Annotated in this window: 11 protein-coding genes; 6 read left to right on the top strand and 5 right to left on the bottom strand. The window is 63.2% G+C overall.

What is annotated here, in order from left to right:
* Positions 1 to 87 precede the first annotated feature (87 nt).
* The 4 genes from HMPREF3092_RS09955 to HMPREF3092_RS09940 all read right to left on the bottom strand — a co-directional run bounded on the left by HMPREF3092_RS09955 (position 88) and on the right by HMPREF3092_RS09940 (position 8,118).
* A complete protein-coding gene (locus tag HMPREF3092_RS09955) occupies positions 88 to 1,854 on the bottom strand; it encodes a thiamine pyrophosphate-dependent enzyme (protein ID WP_083274363.1) in 1,767 nt (588 codons plus the stop codon).
* A gap of 151 nt (positions 1,855 to 2,005) precedes the next feature.
* Complete coding sequence (locus HMPREF3092_RS09950; RefSeq protein WP_070424770.1) at positions 2,006 to 2,644, bottom strand: SDR family oxidoreductase; 639 nt, start codon at positions 2,642 to 2,644, stop codon at positions 2,006 to 2,008.
* 115 nt (positions 2,645 to 2,759) lie between these two features.
* The gene (locus HMPREF3092_RS09945) at positions 2,760 to 6,608 is read right to left on the bottom strand and encodes a DEAD/DEAH box helicase (RefSeq protein ID WP_070424769.1); all 3,849 of its coding nucleotides are present in this window, start codon (positions 6,606 to 6,608) and stop codon (positions 2,760 to 2,762) included.
* A gap of 34 nt (positions 6,609 to 6,642) precedes the next feature.
* The gene (locus HMPREF3092_RS09940) at positions 6,643 to 8,118 is read right to left on the bottom strand and encodes an alanine/glycine:cation symporter family protein (protein WP_070424771.1); all 1,476 of its coding nucleotides are present in this window, start codon (positions 8,116 to 8,118) and stop codon (positions 6,643 to 6,645) included.
* A 168-nt stretch (positions 8,119 to 8,286) separates the two neighbouring features.
* On the opposite strand from HMPREF3092_RS09940, the gene panB reads away from it, so the two are divergent.
* The 3 genes from panB (at position 8,287) to HMPREF3092_RS09925 (ending at position 11,613) form a co-directional block, all read left to right on the top strand.
* On the top strand, positions 8,287 to 9,150 hold the full coding sequence (gene panB, locus HMPREF3092_RS09935) for a 3-methyl-2-oxobutanoate hydroxymethyltransferase (RefSeq protein ID WP_070424768.1): 864 nt from the start codon (positions 8,287 to 8,289) through the stop codon (positions 9,148 to 9,150).
* A 25-nt stretch (positions 9,151 to 9,175) separates the two neighbouring features.
* On the top strand, positions 9,176 to 10,237 hold the full coding sequence (locus tag HMPREF3092_RS09930) for a threonine aldolase family protein (protein WP_070424767.1): 1,062 nt from the start codon (positions 9,176 to 9,178) through the stop codon (positions 10,235 to 10,237).
* Between the two features lie 170 nt (positions 10,238 to 10,407).
* Positions 10,408 to 11,613 (top strand): CaiB/BaiF CoA transferase family protein, encoded by a 1,206-nt coding sequence (locus HMPREF3092_RS09925; RefSeq protein ID WP_019174158.1) that lies wholly within the window; start codon positions 10,408 to 10,410, stop codon positions 11,611 to 11,613.
* Positions 11,614 to 11,690: 77 nt separating this feature from the next.
* Here the strand turns inward: HMPREF3092_RS09925 and HMPREF3092_RS09920 are convergent, their stop codons facing one another.
* Positions 11,691 to 12,821: an aminotransferase class V-fold PLP-dependent enzyme gene (locus HMPREF3092_RS09920; protein ID WP_070424766.1), complete on the bottom strand. Its 1,131-nt coding sequence runs from the start codon at positions 12,819 to 12,821 to the stop codon at positions 11,691 to 11,693.
* Positions 12,822 to 12,931: 110 nt separating this feature from the next.
* On the opposite strand from HMPREF3092_RS09920, the gene panC reads away from it, so the two are divergent.
* The 3 genes from panC to HMPREF3092_RS09900 all read left to right on the top strand — a co-directional run bounded on the left by panC (position 12,932) and on the right by HMPREF3092_RS09900 (position 16,566).
* Positions 12,932 to 13,831: a pantoate--beta-alanine ligase gene (gene panC, locus HMPREF3092_RS09915; protein ID WP_019174160.1), complete on the top strand. Its 900-nt coding sequence runs from the start codon at positions 12,932 to 12,934 to the stop codon at positions 13,829 to 13,831.
* Positions 13,832 to 13,935: 104 nt separating this feature from the next.
* Entirely contained in the window at positions 13,936 to 14,811 is an 876-nt protein-coding gene (locus HMPREF3092_RS09910; protein WP_019174161.1) for a DUF805 domain-containing protein, read from the top strand.
* 273 nt (positions 14,812 to 15,084) lie between these two features.
* The gene (locus HMPREF3092_RS09900) at positions 15,085 to 16,566 is read left to right on the top strand and encodes an APC family permease (protein WP_070424765.1); all 1,482 of its coding nucleotides are present in this window, start codon (positions 15,085 to 15,087) and stop codon (positions 16,564 to 16,566) included.
* Positions 16,567 to 16,674: the final 108 nt, after the last annotated feature.

The raw sequence follows: 16,674 nt of genomic DNA, 5'->3' as shown, positions 1-16,674 counted from the left end.
CCCGCGGACGGGCCGCGCCGACCGCCGGGCCGCGCCTACCGCCGGGCTGGACGCCCCCACCGACCACCGGGCGAACGCCCCCGCCGCTCAGTAGCCTTCCGTTACGACTTCGATGAACCGCAGACCCGGGGCCGAGGCGAACTCGGCAAGGGCCGCATCGAACTCTTCCGGTGTGCTCACCTTGGCGGTGCGGGCCCCGTAGGCCGCTCCGAGTGCGGCGAAATCGGGGTTGTCCAGACTGGTGAAGACGGGGCGGCCGGGGTATTCGCGCTCTTGGTGCATGTGGATGGTGCCGTAGAGCGAATTGTTGACCACGATCACCAGCACATCGAGGTTGTTGGCGGCCATCGTGGCGAGCTCTTGGCCGTTCATCATGAAGCAGCCGTCACCAGCGAATGTCACAACTGTCCGATCGCGGTGTTCCAAGGCGGCCGCGAGCGCTGCCGGAATTCCGTAGCCCATCGACCCGGACTGCGAAGCAATGTGCGAGGGGAAGGTCGAGTAGGTGCGGTTCTTCTGCACCCACGCCGTGTAGTTCCCGGCGCCGTTGGTGATGATGGTTTCCGCGTCGAACCGGGCGTTGAACTTCTGCATGAACGGCCCACCCAGGGAGGTCTGCAGGTTCCGCTCGATGTAGCCGGCCCAATCGTCGTGCAGCTTCTTCTGCCAAGCGCGGCGGGCATCGGCGAGCGCGGAATCTCCGGCTCCCCCGCCAGCCGCGCCACCGTCACCCGAACCACCACCCTCGTGTTCAACCAGCGCGCGCATGAACTCCAGTGGGCTGGCGGCAGTCCCAACATGAGCGGGGAAGAACCGGCCGATGACGTTCGGATCGGGGTACACGTGGATGACGCCAGGCCCAGCCTGGCCATTGGCCGCGCCGCCACGGTAGTTCTCCCATTCCTCCCCCGTGTTGGGATCAGGGCGGGAGCCGAGGAAGAAGATGACATCCGCCTCGTCAGCGTTGTTTTCCAGCACGGACCGGCCGAACTCGAAGGTGCCCGCGTAGGCGGGCGATGAATTGTCCACCAGGTGCATCCGCCTGTGTGCGGCCGCCAGCGCAATCCCGTTGCGCCCGCAGTAGTCGGTGACAAGCGGGCCAAGCTCCGGCGCGTAGCCGGTTGAACCCAGGATGATGAGTGGCTTTTCAGCCTCGCTCAGCAGGCGGTGCGCTTCCTGCACCGAGTGCGCATCGGGCAGCACGGGCGCGGGCGTGGTGCGTGATTTCAGCGGGGCGTCGGTCTGTTCGACCAGCATGTCTTCGGGCAGCACAACAACCACCGGACCGGGATCGCCGGACACCGCGGCATTGAGCGCGCGCACCGTGAGTTCGGGAACCCGCTCGACCGTGTTGATTTCGATGACTTCCTTGGCCAATTCGCCGAACATCTGTCGGTAGTTAACCTCTTGGAAGGATTCGCGGTGTTGGTGGTCGCGTGGAATCTGACCGATGAACAGCACCATGGGGCTGGCGTCCTGCTTGGCCACGTGCACGCCGATGCTGGCGTTTGTCGCACCCGGTCCGCGGGTGACCATGCAAATGCCGGGCTCGCCGGTGAGAGCACCGTGGGCGGCTGCGGCCATTGCGGCGCCGCCTTCTTGCCGGGTGACGATGATTTCAATGTCGTCGGTGTGGTCGTACAGCCCATCGATCACCGACAGGTAGCTTTCGCCCGGCACCCCGAACACGCGCGTCACACCGCTGGCCACCAGCTGTTCGACGAGCGCGTGCCCGCCTTCGCGGACCGCGCAGTCGAGGGGACTTTCGTGGTCTCCCGCGCACGAGGCGGGGTCATGATGCACTTGCGTGCTCAGGCTGGTCTGGGCTGCTGTCGCGGACGGTTTGGCTGACACTCTCTGCTGCCCCCTCGCAGTGGATCGTGGTTGATGTCTGGCTCTACCCTAAGCCCAGATCAGCGCCCAGAACAGGGCTGTGCGCCCGCGGTGCTGGGCGGGTTGGCTCAGCACCACGGGCGCACGGGTTTGATCAGTGAATTGCTTTTGATCAGTGAATTGCTTCGGCGATGGGAGTGTCGCCGTCGTCGAAGTTGATCGTGCGGCCGATGGTGTTGTCGTCCTCGATCGTGGCTGCGATGACCTGCGCGACGTTTTCGCGCGAAACCTCGGTGCCCTTTCCGTCCACGGTGATTGTGCCGCTGCCCGGTTCGAGCGTAAGCAGGCTGGGTCCGAGGATCGTCCAGTCGAGTTCCGTCCCGCGCAGGTGTTCATCCGCGATGCTCTTCGCTTCTGCGTACTGCCAGAAGCTGTCTTCGGGATCCACACCGTGATCGCGGCTGGCGTTGAAGTAGGAGACCATCACATAGCGCTTGGCGCCCGCCTGCTGGGCGGCGTCCATGGAGCGGATCGCAGCATCCTGATCGACTGCCTTCGTGCGGGCCGGGTTTCCCCCACCTGCACCAGCGGACCAGACGACCGCATCCTGGCCTTCGAACAGCTGGGCCAGCTGAGCGGTGTCGAGCTGTTCAACATCAGCGACCTTCGGGGTCGCACCGGTTTCGGCGACTTCGGCTTCGTGGTCGGGGTTGCGGAACACCGAAGTGACCTCGTGGCCAGCCTTGACCAGCAGGGGTGCTGCCAGCAGGGCGATCTTTCCGTGTCCGCCGATGATCGTAATGCGTGCCATGAGACCTCCTCAGATCGTGGTCGTCACGTACAGCACGACATCCAGGCGGCTTATTCCATCCGCTGCGGTCTGAAGGGAAAACGCCTGGGCTAACGAGGTGCCTGCCGGCCACCGCTTAAGCGTCGCCCCCACCAAAAAGCTCCCGCAGGTCATCCGCGGAGATTCCGCGCGCGAAACCAGCTCCGCCGTCCATGAGTGAATCAAACAGCCGCGCCTTGCGCTGCTGCAGGTCGACAACCTTTTCTTCGATCGTCCCCTGCGCCACCAGTCGGTAGACCATGACCTTTTTGTCCTGCCCGATGCGGTGAGCTCGGTCGACAGCCTGCGCTTCGGCCGCCGGGTTCCACCACGGGTCCATGATGAACACGTAGTCAGCGGCCGTCAGCGTAAGCCCTGAACCTCCCGCTTTGAGCGATATGAGGAACACCGGCGCACTGCCTTCCTGAAACGCCGTCACCAAATCCGCCCGTTCGCTCATGGGAACCGAGCCGTCCAGGTACAGGTGGGCGGCACCTCGTGAAGTGAGTTCGTCTGAAATCCGCTGCAGGAACGACGTGAACTGGCTGAACACAATCACCCGGTGGCCCTCGTCGATCACCCGGCCCAGGGATTCCAGGAGCGTCTGCATTTTCGACGATTCGATCGACGAATAACTGCCGCCTTCGACAATCGCCGGGTCGAGCGCCATCATCCGCAGCAGCGTGAGCGACCGGAAAACCGTCATCCGGTTGCCGTCAACATCCATGTCGTCCAACAGCCGCAGAACCTTTTTGCGCTCCCGCTGCAGAAGCGTGTTGTACGCCTTGGCATGCGCGGGAGTGAGTTCGACGCTGATGATCGACTCCTGCTTTTCCGGGAGATCTTTCGCCACGAGCTCCTTGGTGCGCCGCAACATGAAAGGCCGCACTGTTTGCCGCAGCAGAAGCATGCGCTCTGGGGCTTCACCGGATTCGATCGGCTTGGCGAACTCCTCGTTGAACCGCCGGTAGGGCCCCACGAGCCCCGGCACCGCAATCCGCAGCAGCGACCAGAAATCAGCGAGCGCATTTTCCATGGGCGTACCCGTGATGACCAGGCGAAACGGCGCCTGAATCTTTGAGGCCGCAGCAAAGCCCTTGGACTGCCGATTCTTGACCGCCTGCGCTTCGTCAAACACCGCACCGGCCCACGGCAGCTTTGTGTATTCCTCGGAATCGCGCCGCATGAGGGTGTAGGACGTGACAATGACATCCGCGCCGCTGCGCGCTTCTTCCAGCGGAGTGCCGCGTTTCTTGCTGGTCTGGCTGACCACCCGCACGTCGAGCCCGGGCGTGAACCGGGCGGCTTCCGCCTGCCACACGCCCACAACCGACGACGGCGCCACCACCAGGAACGGGGCCGAGGTGCCGGCCCTGTCATCTGCTTCTTCCGGGTGGTCTGTGCCTGCCGGGGCCGAGGTGCCGGCTGGGGTCTCTGCCACCGCACCCGCCGCGGTTTCGCGGGCGTGGGCAATGAGCGCGAGCGTCTGAATGGTTTTGCCCAAGCCCATGTCATCAGCGAGGATTCCGCCAAGATCGGCACCGTATAGGAAGCTCAGCCACTGGAAGCCTTCGCGCTGGTAATCGCGCAGCGTGACTTTCAGCCCCGCAGGCAGCGGGGCGGTCGGAAGTTCGTCCACTTGGGCGAGCGCGCGAATGCGCTCAAACCATTGAGTGTCGCCTTCAATGGTGTCCGCGATGTCTTCGAGCGCTTTGAACTGGCCCACCTGGTGTTTGTCGATGTGCTGTTTGGTGGGCGACCATTCCTGCAGAACCGTTGCTTCGCGGATGAGGCTGCGCAGCTTGTCGAACACCGGGTGGTCCAATTTGAGGTAGGACTTATCCGGCATGAGCACCGCGTCTTGTCCGCGTGCGAGGGCCGTGAACACCGTGGCGAAGGGAAGTTCGCGATCGCCCACGTGCACTGACATGGCGAGGTCGAACCAGTCGTTGCGCTCATTGACCACCGCACTGACATTCGGTGTTCCCTCAATGTGCACGTAATCGGGCCGTGTGCCGAAAACCGACACCTCGATGAGCGGCGATTCTTCCAGCTGCGGCAGAACTTCGGCCGTGAACTGAGCGGCTTCAACACCGTCAAAAGACAACGTGTCTTCGCGCGCCTGATCGGGCCACTGCCGGTGGACTTCCATGAGGATGTCGCGTTCAGCCTCGATATTGCGCTGCCCGCTGGCACCGGCACCGCTGACACCGGCGCCTCCGCCAGCCCCGCCAGCTCCGCTGGAAGCACCTCCGGCAGCACCGCCAGCCCCGCTGCCGGCAGGTGGGTTGAGCGGCAGACGCCGATTGGGCATCCGATACCGCCACTGCCACGAAAGATCGACGTGATCGCCGGTGAAAGAGGCCGTGAGGTTCAGCTGCGGGGTTGTCGAGTCCGGCAGTTCCACCGATGAATCCGTGCTTACTACGGCAGCCGACTGGCTCAGCACGGTCAGGCCCTCATCGAAGAACTCCTGCCGATCCTCAGCGGGCACACTGAAGCCGTCGGACAGCAGCAGCCTCTGCAGGCCTTCGTGCGCCGGACGGTCTAAACGCGCAATGCGAACACGAACACCAGAACCACCCGCAGCACCGGACCCATCGTCGCCCGCCGCATGCTCGGAGTCACCGGGAAGAACAATGTCGGCAAGCGCGTACGGTCCTAAGAACTTTGGCCTCCGGACGGGTTCACCGTCAATGCTGAGGGCGGGTGTCAGCTGCAGCCCGCCGTGTGCCCGCGCACCCTCCGCACTGGCAATGGAGAATTCAGCCGACGCTGTGTCTCCCCACTGGACGGATTCAATCGGCGCCAGCCCTATGAACTCGACCCCCGTCTGCCGTGCACGATCCAGCAGTTCCCACATGAGCCTGCTGCCGGTGTCGGCCAGATCGATGTGATCTTCCCGCATGGCCCGGCCCACACCTTCGGACAGGTGCAGACGGTAGATCTGCCCCAGAATTGTGGCCTGTTCGGGGTCGAGCCCAGGATCACCGCCGGACATAAGCGAGCGCCAGGTCAGCCCACCTTTGATCCAGGCATCGCGCTGGCCGCGCCGCATAGGGCGGATGACCAGCTGCACATTGGGGTCCCAGGCATCCTCGGCAGACACCGAGGTCCCGGCCCCAGCCCGCTGGTCGAACCAGCTGATGCGCCGCTGCAGCTCGAAGGCAATCGCCAGGTCGCCGCGCGCCGGAGCTTCCGGCGCTTGGAGGAACCGCAGTGCCTGCCGCCACTGCGGTTCGGGGGTGCGCACGGGGTCTTCGGTCGGCAGGTCGGTAAACAGAAGGTCAGAGTCGTCAGCCATGCCGTCGCCGTCAAGGACGGGCTCTTCTCCCCAGGCTCCCGAGGTGGAGTCGACTTCCGCTGTCTGCCCGGGTCCGCTGAGACCCGTGGGCCAGCCGACGGGGTTTTCGCACGCCGGAGTGGTGCGCCGGTCGTGTGGAATGGGGGCCAGCTGGCGAATGGGAACGTCGAGTTCGTCAATGTGTCCCGTGGACTTTTCAACACAGTCCGCGGCGAAGCCCAGGTCAGCACTCGCCAATGGCGACAGGTGACCCACTCCCCCGAACTTCTGGACGCTGGCCAGCGACGTCGTCCAGCGCAGAAGCGCTGCCGCGTGTTTGCAGTCCCTGCCCACCGGGCAGGTGCACATGCACGCTGTGGGAGTGAACCACTGGAGTTCTTCCGCCCGGCTGCGTGCAGGCATGGGCAAATCCAAAAGGTCGAGCTCGCGGGGAGCAGAAGCCCCCGCGAGCTCGACGTGTACGGAATAGGAATCAGTGCCGGCGACCTCGGCTTCGATCACGCTGTCGTCGGCAAACCACGACACCGCTGCCAAGCGCTGTTCCTGCGCGTAGGCAATACCGCGGTTGAGCGCACCGGAATCGAAGCGTGAGGTCAGGTCCCGGTAGGCAACAGCGGGCAGCAACAGGCGCGGTGTTCGCATGAACCCATCATGTCACTGCCCACTGACACGGCACTCAGCCGCGCGACGAACCTACGCGGTTGCCCGCCTTCCATTCGGCCCAACCAGGCTGGTCGGCCATGAAGGCTTCGATTTCTTCCTTCGAAGCGACGAGCTTGGGGTCGTGCTTGAGGTAGAAGCGGGTTTCGCGGGCAATGAGACCCGACAGGATCAGGATGCCCACGAGGTTCGGCAGAGCCATGAGGCCGTTGGCCACGTCGGAGAAGTTCCACACGACCTCGAGCTCCGTGGTGCAGCCGACGAACACGACCAGCGAGAAGAAAATGCGGAACGGAACAACCGCGCGGCGGCCGAACAGGCGCTCAAGGTTGCGCTCGCCGTAGTAGGACCAGCCGAGGATGGTCGAGAAGGCGAACAGAACCAGGCCGACCGTGACAATCCAATGACCCCACTGGCCGGGCAGACCGAAGGTGAAGGCCTCACCGGTCATGAGCGATGCCGAAATCTGCTCACCGGCTTCGTCTGTTGCCTTCCACACGCCGGTGGTGATGATGACCAGACCGGTGAAGGTCACAACGATGATCGTGTCGATGAAGGTCTGGGTCATCGAAACCAGACCCTGACGCACCGGGTGCGACGTCTTGGCGGCAGCAGCGGCAATCGGAGCCGAACCCAGACCGGATTCGTTCGAGAACAGACCGCGGGCAACACCCATCTGGATGACAACCAGGATGACCGAACCAGCAAAGCCGCCTGCTGCAGCGGTGCCGGAGAAGGCACCTCGGAAGATTTCACCGAAAGCAGCCGGGAGACCCGAAATGTTCGCAATGAGGATGTAGATGGCAGCGCCGACGTAGAAGACGATCATGACCGGCACGAGAGCCGAGGTGACCGAACCGATCGAGCGAATGCCGCCGACCAGAACAACCAGGGCCAGAACGGTCAGAACCAGACCGGTGACCCAGGTAGGCACGTGCCAGGAGTTCTCAACGTTCGAGGCGATCGAGTTGCCCTGCGTGAGGTTGCCGATGCCGAAGCAGGCAACCGCGGCGAAGATAGCAAACGACAGGCCGAGAACCTTGCCCACCGGACCCTTGATGCCGCGCTCCAGGTAGTACTGGGGGCCACCGCTCTTCTCACCGGCGGTGTCAGTGGTGCGGAAGCGCACTGCGAGGAATGCTTCGGCGTACTTGGTGACCATACCGACCAGGCCGGTTATCCACATCCAGAACAGAGCACCGGGACCGCCAATGCTCAGGGCCGTTGCAACACCGACGATGTTGCCCGTGCCGACGGTTGCCGCAAGCGCGGTGGTCAGCGCCTGGAACTGCGAAATGTCGCCTTCCTCTTCGCCCTTGTCGCGACGCTTGACCAGACCCAGGTTCATTGCCGGGATCAGCTTGACGAACTGCAGACCACCCAGGCGGATGGTCAAGTACAGACCGGTGCCGAGCAGCAGGGGAATAAGCAGGAAGGGTCCCCACACCAAATCCTTGACCGCAACTAAGAAGGTGTTAATCGCATCAACCATCATTCTCTCCGTGAGTATGTGTGTTTTCTGAGCATTTGCTCGGAATGGAATGGCAGAACCTTACATCGTGTGACGCAAACCACCAAAAATGTGCGCGGTAGGTCACACACTGCGCTCTGCGACTCAGTCGCTGAAGTCATGTCAGACCCCCCGACTATGGTTAGGGCCATGAACGCTCAGAGCGCAGAAGAACAGTCGAATCCCTACGGCAGCCAGCAGGCGCAGCCGCGTCGGCGCACCCGAATTGTGCACCTGCAGCGCATGAAAGACGCGGGTCAGAAGTGGGCCATGCTCACGTCTTATGACCAGTTCACGGCCAGCATTTTCGACGAGGCCGGGATTCCCGCTCTGCTCGTGGGCGATTCCGCGGGCAACAACGTGTACGGGTACTCCACCACTCTGCCCGTCACACTCGACCAGCTGATCCCGCTGACGCGCGCCGTCGTCGAAGCCGCACCGCACACGCTGGTTGTCGCGGACCTGCCCTTTGGGTCCTACGGAGCCAGCCCCGAACAGGGCTTCCATTCGGCCGTGCGGCTCATGAAAGAAGGGCTTGCCCACGCGATCAAGCTCGAAGGCGGAGTGCAGATGGCACCCACCGTCAAACTGCTCACCGACGCCGGCATCCCCGTTATGGCGCACCTGGGCTTCACCCCGCAGTCCGAACACGGTCTGGGCGGCTACCGCGTGCAGGGCCGCGGTGATGCCGCAGTGCAGAAACTCGTTGACGACGCCCTGGCGCTGCAGGATGCCGGTGCGTTCGCTGTTGTGCTGGAAATGGTGCCGGTGGCCGCAGCCCGCGCCGTGACAGAAGCGCTGCGCATTCCCACCGTGGGGATCGGCGCGGGACCGGACTGCGACGCACAGGTGCTCGTCTGGACGGACTTCGCGGGCATGGGCTCAGGCCGCACACCGCGGTTCACCAAGAAGTACGCTGACGCCCGTTCGCTGCTGCGCGAAGCCGCGGTTGAATACGCCTCCGAAGTCGCCGACGGCAGCTTCCCCTCAGAAGAACACAGCTTCCTCGAGTAATTGCACGAGCAACCACAAGGCTGACATGGCTGAACTCAACACCCCTGAACAGCAATCCCACGACCCGCACGTCTACCACTTCGGGTCCGACAACTACGCCGGAGCGCACCCGGAAGTCCTCGAAGCGCTCACGCGGGTCAGCGGCGGACACGTGCCCGCCTACGGCGACGACCCGTACACGGTGCGGCTGCGCGACTGGGCGCGTGACGTATTCGGCCAGCAGGCACTCATCTACCCCGTGTTCAATGGGACTGGCGCCAACCTGCTGTCCCTGTCAGCAGTCGTTCCGCGCTGGGGCAGCGTGATCGCCGCACCCACCGCACACATCAACACCGACGAAACCGGTGCACCTGAAATCACGGCCGGGCTGAAGATCCGGCCCGCCCAGACCGAAGCCGGCAAGATCACCCCGGAGGGCGTGCGGGCGGCCGCATCGAACCGCGCGTTCATTCACGAATCCCAAAGCTGCGCGGTGTCGCTGAGCAACTCCACCGAACTGGGCACCGTGTATTCGCCGGATGAATTCCAGGCGATTGCCCACACCGCTCATGAACTCGACATGGCCGTTCATCTTGATGGATCACGGCTGGCCAATGCGGCAGTCAGCTGTGAAGCCCAGCTTCCGGACATGACTGCCGGGGCCGACATCGTGTCACTCGGTGCCACGAAGAACGGCGCCATGAACGCAGAAGCCGTCGTCGTGCTCCAGCCCGAACGGGTCTCCGGCATTGACTACCTGCACAAAGTGCTGCTGCAGCTGTCCTCAAAGGCTCGCTACCAGTCGGCACAGCTGCTGGCCATGTTTGAAAGCGACCTCTGGCAGCGCAATGCCCAGCACGCCAACCGGCAGGCCGCCCAGCTGGCAGACAAGCTGACAGCCGCCGGATTCACAGTGCCCATGCAGGTGCAAGCGAACACTGTCATCGCACAGATCGATCCGCACGTCGCACAGGCTGCGCAGGCTGAAGGCCTCCTGTTCTACGCCTGGCCGGCCGTGCCCAGCGGCTACCGCTTCATGTGCGCGTGGGACACACCGGATCACGCCATCGACATGCTCGTTGAACGCCTGAGCGCCCACAGGGGCTGAGCGCCGGCAGTTCATCCGCGCCGATGCTTTCACCAACCTGCGCCGGGACATTCAGCCCACCGGCCGGATAAGTGATCCGCGCCACCACATACGATGGGGGCGGACATCGTGAGCCGCGACGACGCGGACTGCGACAGCTTAGGCCGCAGAGCTAAGGAGTGTTAGGCCGGATGAAGAATTCACTGCAGGACATCACAGTTCTCGACCTTTCCCGCGTGCTGGCAGGCCCGTGGTGCACCCAGAACCTCGCCGACCTGGGAGCCGACGTCATCAAGGTCGAACGGCCCGGTCCCGGTGATGACACTCGCAGCTGGGGTCCTCCCTACCTCGAAGGCACAACACCCGAAGACGGCTACTCGGCCTACTACATTGCGGCCAACCGCAACAAGAAGTCCATCACCGTCAACTTCCGCTCCGAAGAGGGCAAAGACGTCATCAAACGGCTGGCTAAGAACGCCGATGTCGTCGTTGAGAACTACAAGACCGGCTCCTTGGCTCGCCTGGGCTTGGACTACGACACTCTGCGCGAAATCAACCCCGAACTCATCTGGGTGTCCATCACCGGCTACGGCCCCACCGGCCCGAAAGCTGAAAACCCCGGCTACGACTACGTGTTCCAGGGCATGAGCGGCTTCATGAGCTACACCGGCCGCGCCAAGGGCGAAGAAGGCGCCGGTCCCATCCGCGCCGGTGTTGCCATCGTCGACCTCATGACCGGCATGTACGCCACAACCGCAATCCTCGCGGCCCTGCACGAACGCGAACGCACCGGCAAGGGCCAGCAGATCGACGTCACCCTGGCCGATGTTTCGGTTGCACTCAACGCAAACCAGGCATCCAACTACCTGGTCGGCGGTGTCCCGCCAACCCAGACCGGCACCTCGCACCCCAACGTCGCCCCGTACGACGTCTTCGAAGTCGCAGACGGGCACATGATCCTGGGGGTGGGCAACGACGAACAGTACCGCCGTCTGACAGAACTGCCGGACTTCGAGCTGCTGCGCGGGGACGACCGCTTCCAGTACAACCGCGATCGCATCCGCCTGATCGGCGAACTGCGCCCGATTGTCGCCCAGATCATGAAGCAGAAGCCGATGGACTACTGGACTCACGTACTTGACGAAGCCGGTGTCCCCTTTGGTCCGATCAACACGATGGACAAAGTCTTCGAAGACCCGCAGGTCAAGCACCGCGGCATCAAGATCGAAGCCGAAGGCCGCTACGGATCCGTGCCGATGGTCCGCAGCCCGCTCGTCGAAGACAACGCCGACGCAACGGCACCGCCGGCACTGGGCGAACACACCGACGAAGTCCTCGCGAAGTTCGGCTTCACCGCCGAACAGATCGCACAGATGCACGAGACCGGCACGGTGTGAAAACACGTGTGCGCCGCTGGTCACCCAACGGCGCACACGCGAAAATCAGGCCTGAACGGCCCTAAACCTGACTGTCCTCAGGCCTTACGAGCCTTGTCGATTCCGTCGAACAGGCGCTGTACGGTGCCTTCGACGTCATCCCACTTATCAAGGCCGAAAAGTCCCACGCGGAACGTGCTGAAGCCTTCGGGTTCGCCCACCTGGAGCGGAACACCCGAAGCCACCTGAAGGTCACCGGCCTTGAACTTCGCACCGGACTGTTCCTGTGGGTCGTCGGTGTAGACGACAACAACCGAGGGTGCTTCCCACCCTTCAGCGGCAACCGACTTGTAGCCGCGTTCTGCCAGGCCAACGCGTACGCGCTCACCAAGTTCAACCTGCTGGCGCATGATCTTGTCCAGACCGCGCTCTTTGGCCTCACGCATGACGTCGAGGTTGTGCAGCATGGCGTCCGTCGGCATTGTCGCGTGGTACATGTGCTTACCGGCGCGGTAGGTTTCCGAAACGGTGTGCCACTTCTTCAGGTCCATCGAGAAGCTGCTGGATTCGGTTTCCTCCAGGCGGGCGAGCGCACGCTCGTTCAGCATGACGTAGCCCATGCCCGGCCAGCCGCTCCAGCCCTTCTGGGGTGCAGAGATGAGCACGTCGACGCCGAGTTCCTTCATGTCGACCCACAGCGCACCGGAGGCAATGCAGTCGAGCACGAAGAGGCCGCCCTGTTCGTGCACGGCGTCGGCGAGCGCCTTGATGTATTCATCAGTGAGCACAATGCCGGAGGCGGTTTCCACGTGTGCTGCGGCAACGACTTTGGAACCCTGCTTCTTGATTGCGTCGATCACCTGGTCGACTGCCGGCGGGGCGAAGCCGGGCGTGGCTGAATCGTCAGTGGCGACAGCGGACACGACTTCGTGGTCGGTCAGCTTGCCCATTTCGATGATCTGCGACCAGCGGTAGCTGAAGAAACCGTCGCGCACGACCAGCGTGGGCTGGCCTTCCATGAACTGGCGGGCCACCGATTCCATGCCGAAGGAACCGCTGCCGGGCACGACAACTGCCGCATCTGCGTTGTAGGTGTCGCGCAGCAGGCCGTAGAACTCCTGCATTGCATCGACGAACTTCTGGGACATGTGGTTGACGGCCCGGTCGGTGAAGACCACCGAGAATTCCTGCAGGCCGTTCGGGTCAACGTCTTCGCGTGGCAAACTCATGCTTCCAGCCTACCGCCGCGAAACTGCCGAGGTGCCTGTCCCCACCCGCTGTATCCGCGGGTCTACCATTGGTGCGGCTGGTTGAACGCCGGCTGTGCCTGGGAGGTTGTATGTCTGTTGTCGTTGCCCGCACCGTGAAAGAGCTGCGCGCTGCCCTGCGGCGTCTGCTGCGCGAACGCGGCGGCGACACCGTGGGCCTTATCCCCACGATGGGTGCGCTGCATTCGGGCCACGAAGCGCTGTTCCGCGCCGCCCAGGGCAATTCCGTGGTTGCCGCATCGATCTTCGTCAACCCTCTGCAGTTTGACGATGCTGAGGACTACGACAACTATCCGCGCACCCTGGAAGCTGATGTCGAGGTGCTCGATCGTGCCGGTGTTGACCTTGTCTTCGCCCCCAGTGTCGAAGAAATGTATCCCGGATACCCGGCCGGTCCCCTGGTCCGCGTGACCGCAGGAAGTATGGGCAGGGTGCTCGAAGGCGCATCACGGCCCGGCCATTTTGACGGTGTGACAACGGTTGTGGCGAAGCTGTTCAACATCTTCAGCTCCCCTGCCACACTGCACGCGTACTTCGGGCAGAAGGACGCACAGCAGCTCATGATCATCAAACGCATGGTTGCTGACCTCGACATGGAAGTCGAAATCGAGCCCGTCCCCACTGAACGCAGCCTCAAGGGCCTGGCCATGTCCAGCCGCAACCAGCGGATGAGCCCTGAGGAAAGCGAAACCGCGCTCGTCCTGTCCCGCGCACTCACCCAGCTAGCCGAACGTGCTCAGGCCGGTGGTGAGCTCCACCTCGACCGCGTGCGGGAAGAAGTCGACAGCACAGAAGGGGTCACGCTTGACTACCTGACCCTGGTCGATCCGGCAACTCTCGAGGTGACCGAAAACCTGCCCGCTCTTGCGCTCATTGCCGCTCACGTCGGTCCGGTCCGCCTGATCGACAACATGATGATTCCGGCACCCGCGGGCCCGACAGCTGACCATCGCCTGATAATCCGCGGTTGACGCGGTCTGCATAATGGTTGCTGGTTATGCTCCGGCCGCTGACCTTACGATGACTGCACGACACACTGGCCACGAGCGCCGAGCGAGCTAAGAAAGCAAAGACAATGAGCAGCTACCCTGGCAGCAATGATCCCTACAATCCGGACTTCAATCAGCAGAACGGTGCCGGCCAGAACAACCCGCAAGACCCGTACGGTCAGCAGGACCCCTACAGCCAGCCGGGTGCGTACGGACAGCCGAACCAGCCTGACTACGGCCAGCAGCAGGGCGCAGCCAGCCAGCCGGGTGCGTACGGACAGCCCAGCCAGCCATCGCAGCCTGGCGCATACGGCGGACAGACACCCCACAGCCAGCCCGGCGCTCAGCAGCCCGGCGGCTACGGCCAGCCCGGCGGCTACGGTCAGCCCGGACAGCAGGATCCCTTCGCGCAGCCCGGCCCGTTCGGTGCGAATGCAGCCTATGGCCAGCCGGCACCTCAGCTGCTGACAGCTGACGACTACCGCGCACAGGGCAGGCCGCTGCCGCTGAGCCAGCCCGTCTACGGCGTTTCCATGATGGAGGCGTACAAGCGCTTCTGGAAGAAGTCTTTCCGGTTCGCCGGATACGCTTCAAGATCCGAATTCTGGTGGCCTGCGCTGATCAACAGCATCATCATGCTTGTTCCAGCCCTGCTGTTGTTTGTCATTCAGATAATCGTCACGTTCGCCGCGGCATCAGCATCAGACCCCGATGCCGCCGGCGCGGTCGTCGGGCTCACAGGCATCATCTTGTTCCTCCTGTGGGGCCTCATATTCCTGTTCAGCCTTGCCACTTTGATCCCGACGCTGTCGGTCGGCTGGCGCCGCCTGCAGGACGCCGGATTCCCCGGTGCGCTGACGTTCATCAGCTTTGTTGCCAGCATCGTCGTCTACATCATGTGCGCACTGGAGACCAAGACCGAAGCGCGTCGCCCTGAATGGGAGGACACCCGCGGCGACTGACCTACCGCGGCATCTGAACCACTGAAATGCCGGCGCACAGCATCTGCTGTGCGCCGGTTTTCTTTATGCGAAAGTCCCCAGACCACCTCGGCCGCAGGATCTCTGATCCCTGCGGAATCCACCTCGGGCCTGACCCAAATTCCGCCTGTTCTCCAACATGCTGGGTAAAAACAATGTGAATTTCGACATAAAAGACCGTATTGTTGCGGTGCACAGTTCCACAGAAGTCAGTCTCGTCGCACACGAGCGGCGGCCGCTGACAAAGGAGACAGCATGAACGCACCGGGACAACAAGCGGGCAGCTATACGCAGGTTTCCCACGACTCAATTTTCAAAAAGGCCATGGGCCGACTGGACGCACTGTTCGTAGGCTTCGGCGCCATGATCGGCTTCGGCTGGATTGTTCTGGCCGGCGGCTGGATCGAAGAAGCCGGCACGATGGGTGCGCTCCTGGCATTCGCGGGCGGCGGCGTCATCATGGCGTTCGTCGGTGTTGTGTACTCCGAACTCGTGGCCGCTATGCCGTTGGCCGGCGGTGAGCACAACTACCTCATGCGAGCCATGGGACCGAAGCTGTCGATGATCGGTTCGTGGTGCATTGTCGGCGGCTACATCACGGTGGTCATGTTCGAAGCTGTCGCAGTGCCGAAGACCGCGCTGTATCTGCTGCCGGATATCGAAAAGATCCTCCTGTGGAACGTTGCGGGCTTTGACGTGTATCTGACGTGGGCGCTCATCGGCGTTGTCACCGCGATCATTCTGACCTACATCAACATCCGCGGTGTGAAGGTCGCATCCCTCGTCCAGACGTTCGTTGTGTCGTTCCTGCTGATCGTCGGTCTGCTGCTGGTCACCGGTGCTGGTGTCGGCGGCGACATGAAGCACGTCGAACCGTGGTTCTCCGGCGGCTTCAACGGCTTTGCCCTCGTGCTGACCACCGTGCCGTTCCTCTTCGTCGGCTTCGATGTTCTGCCGCAGGCCGCTGAGGAGATCAACGTCAAACCGCGCCAGATCGGCAGGCTCGTCGTCATGGCCGTGCTCATGGCTGCCGCCTGGTACGTAGTCATCATCTTCACCACCTCGATTTCGATGCCCCACAGCGACATCGCGGCGCTCAACGCCGACGGCGGTCTGGTGACGGCTGATGCTCTTTCGGCCATGCTGGGCCACCCCACGTGGGGCAAGATCGTGATCGCCGGTGGTCTGGCCGGCATCATCACCAGCTGGAACGCGTTCCTCATGGGTGCATCCCGCCTCATGTGGGCACTTGCTCAGTCGGGCATGCTGCCGGCGTGGTTCGGCAAAATCCACCCCACCTACCGCACCCCGATCAACGCTCTGCTGTTTATCGGCACGCTTTCGGTTATCGCGCCGTTCCTCGGTTCGGCAATGCTCGGCTGGGTTGTCGATGCCGGTTCGCCGATGATCGTCATCACCTACTTCCTCGTGTCGATCGCATTCATCAAGCTGCGCAAGAACGAACCCCACATGGAACGCCCCATGCGCGTGGGCGGCAAGGGCAACGGCGGCATCGTCATCGGCGTCATCTCGGCTCTTCTCTGCCTGTTCCTGTTCGTGCTGTACCTGCCGATCACCCCGTGGTCGGCTCAGCTTGCATGGCCGTCGTGGCTGATGTTCGGCCTGTGGCTGGCCGTCGGCGTCGTCCTCATGCTCCGCCTGCCCGGCGGTGTGCAGCCGGGACCGAATGCCGAAGCTGAGCTTCTGAAGAAACTCGGCCGCGAGTCCCACCGCTGATCCAGTCCTAAAAAGTACGAGGTGCCGCTCACCTTCCCAGGTGAGCGGCACCTCGTGCTTTGTCAGTTAGGAAAGGGGCTCTTCCGGTTTCAGAGTGCGTGACGCGGT

It is taken from the genome of Brevibacterium sp. HMSC24B04 (assembly GCF_001806835.1).
Classification (GTDB): Bacteria; Actinomycetota; Actinomycetes; order Actinomycetales; family Brevibacteriaceae; genus Brevibacterium; species Brevibacterium ravenspurgense.
This window is presented reverse-complemented; position numbering and strand designations above follow the sequence as displayed.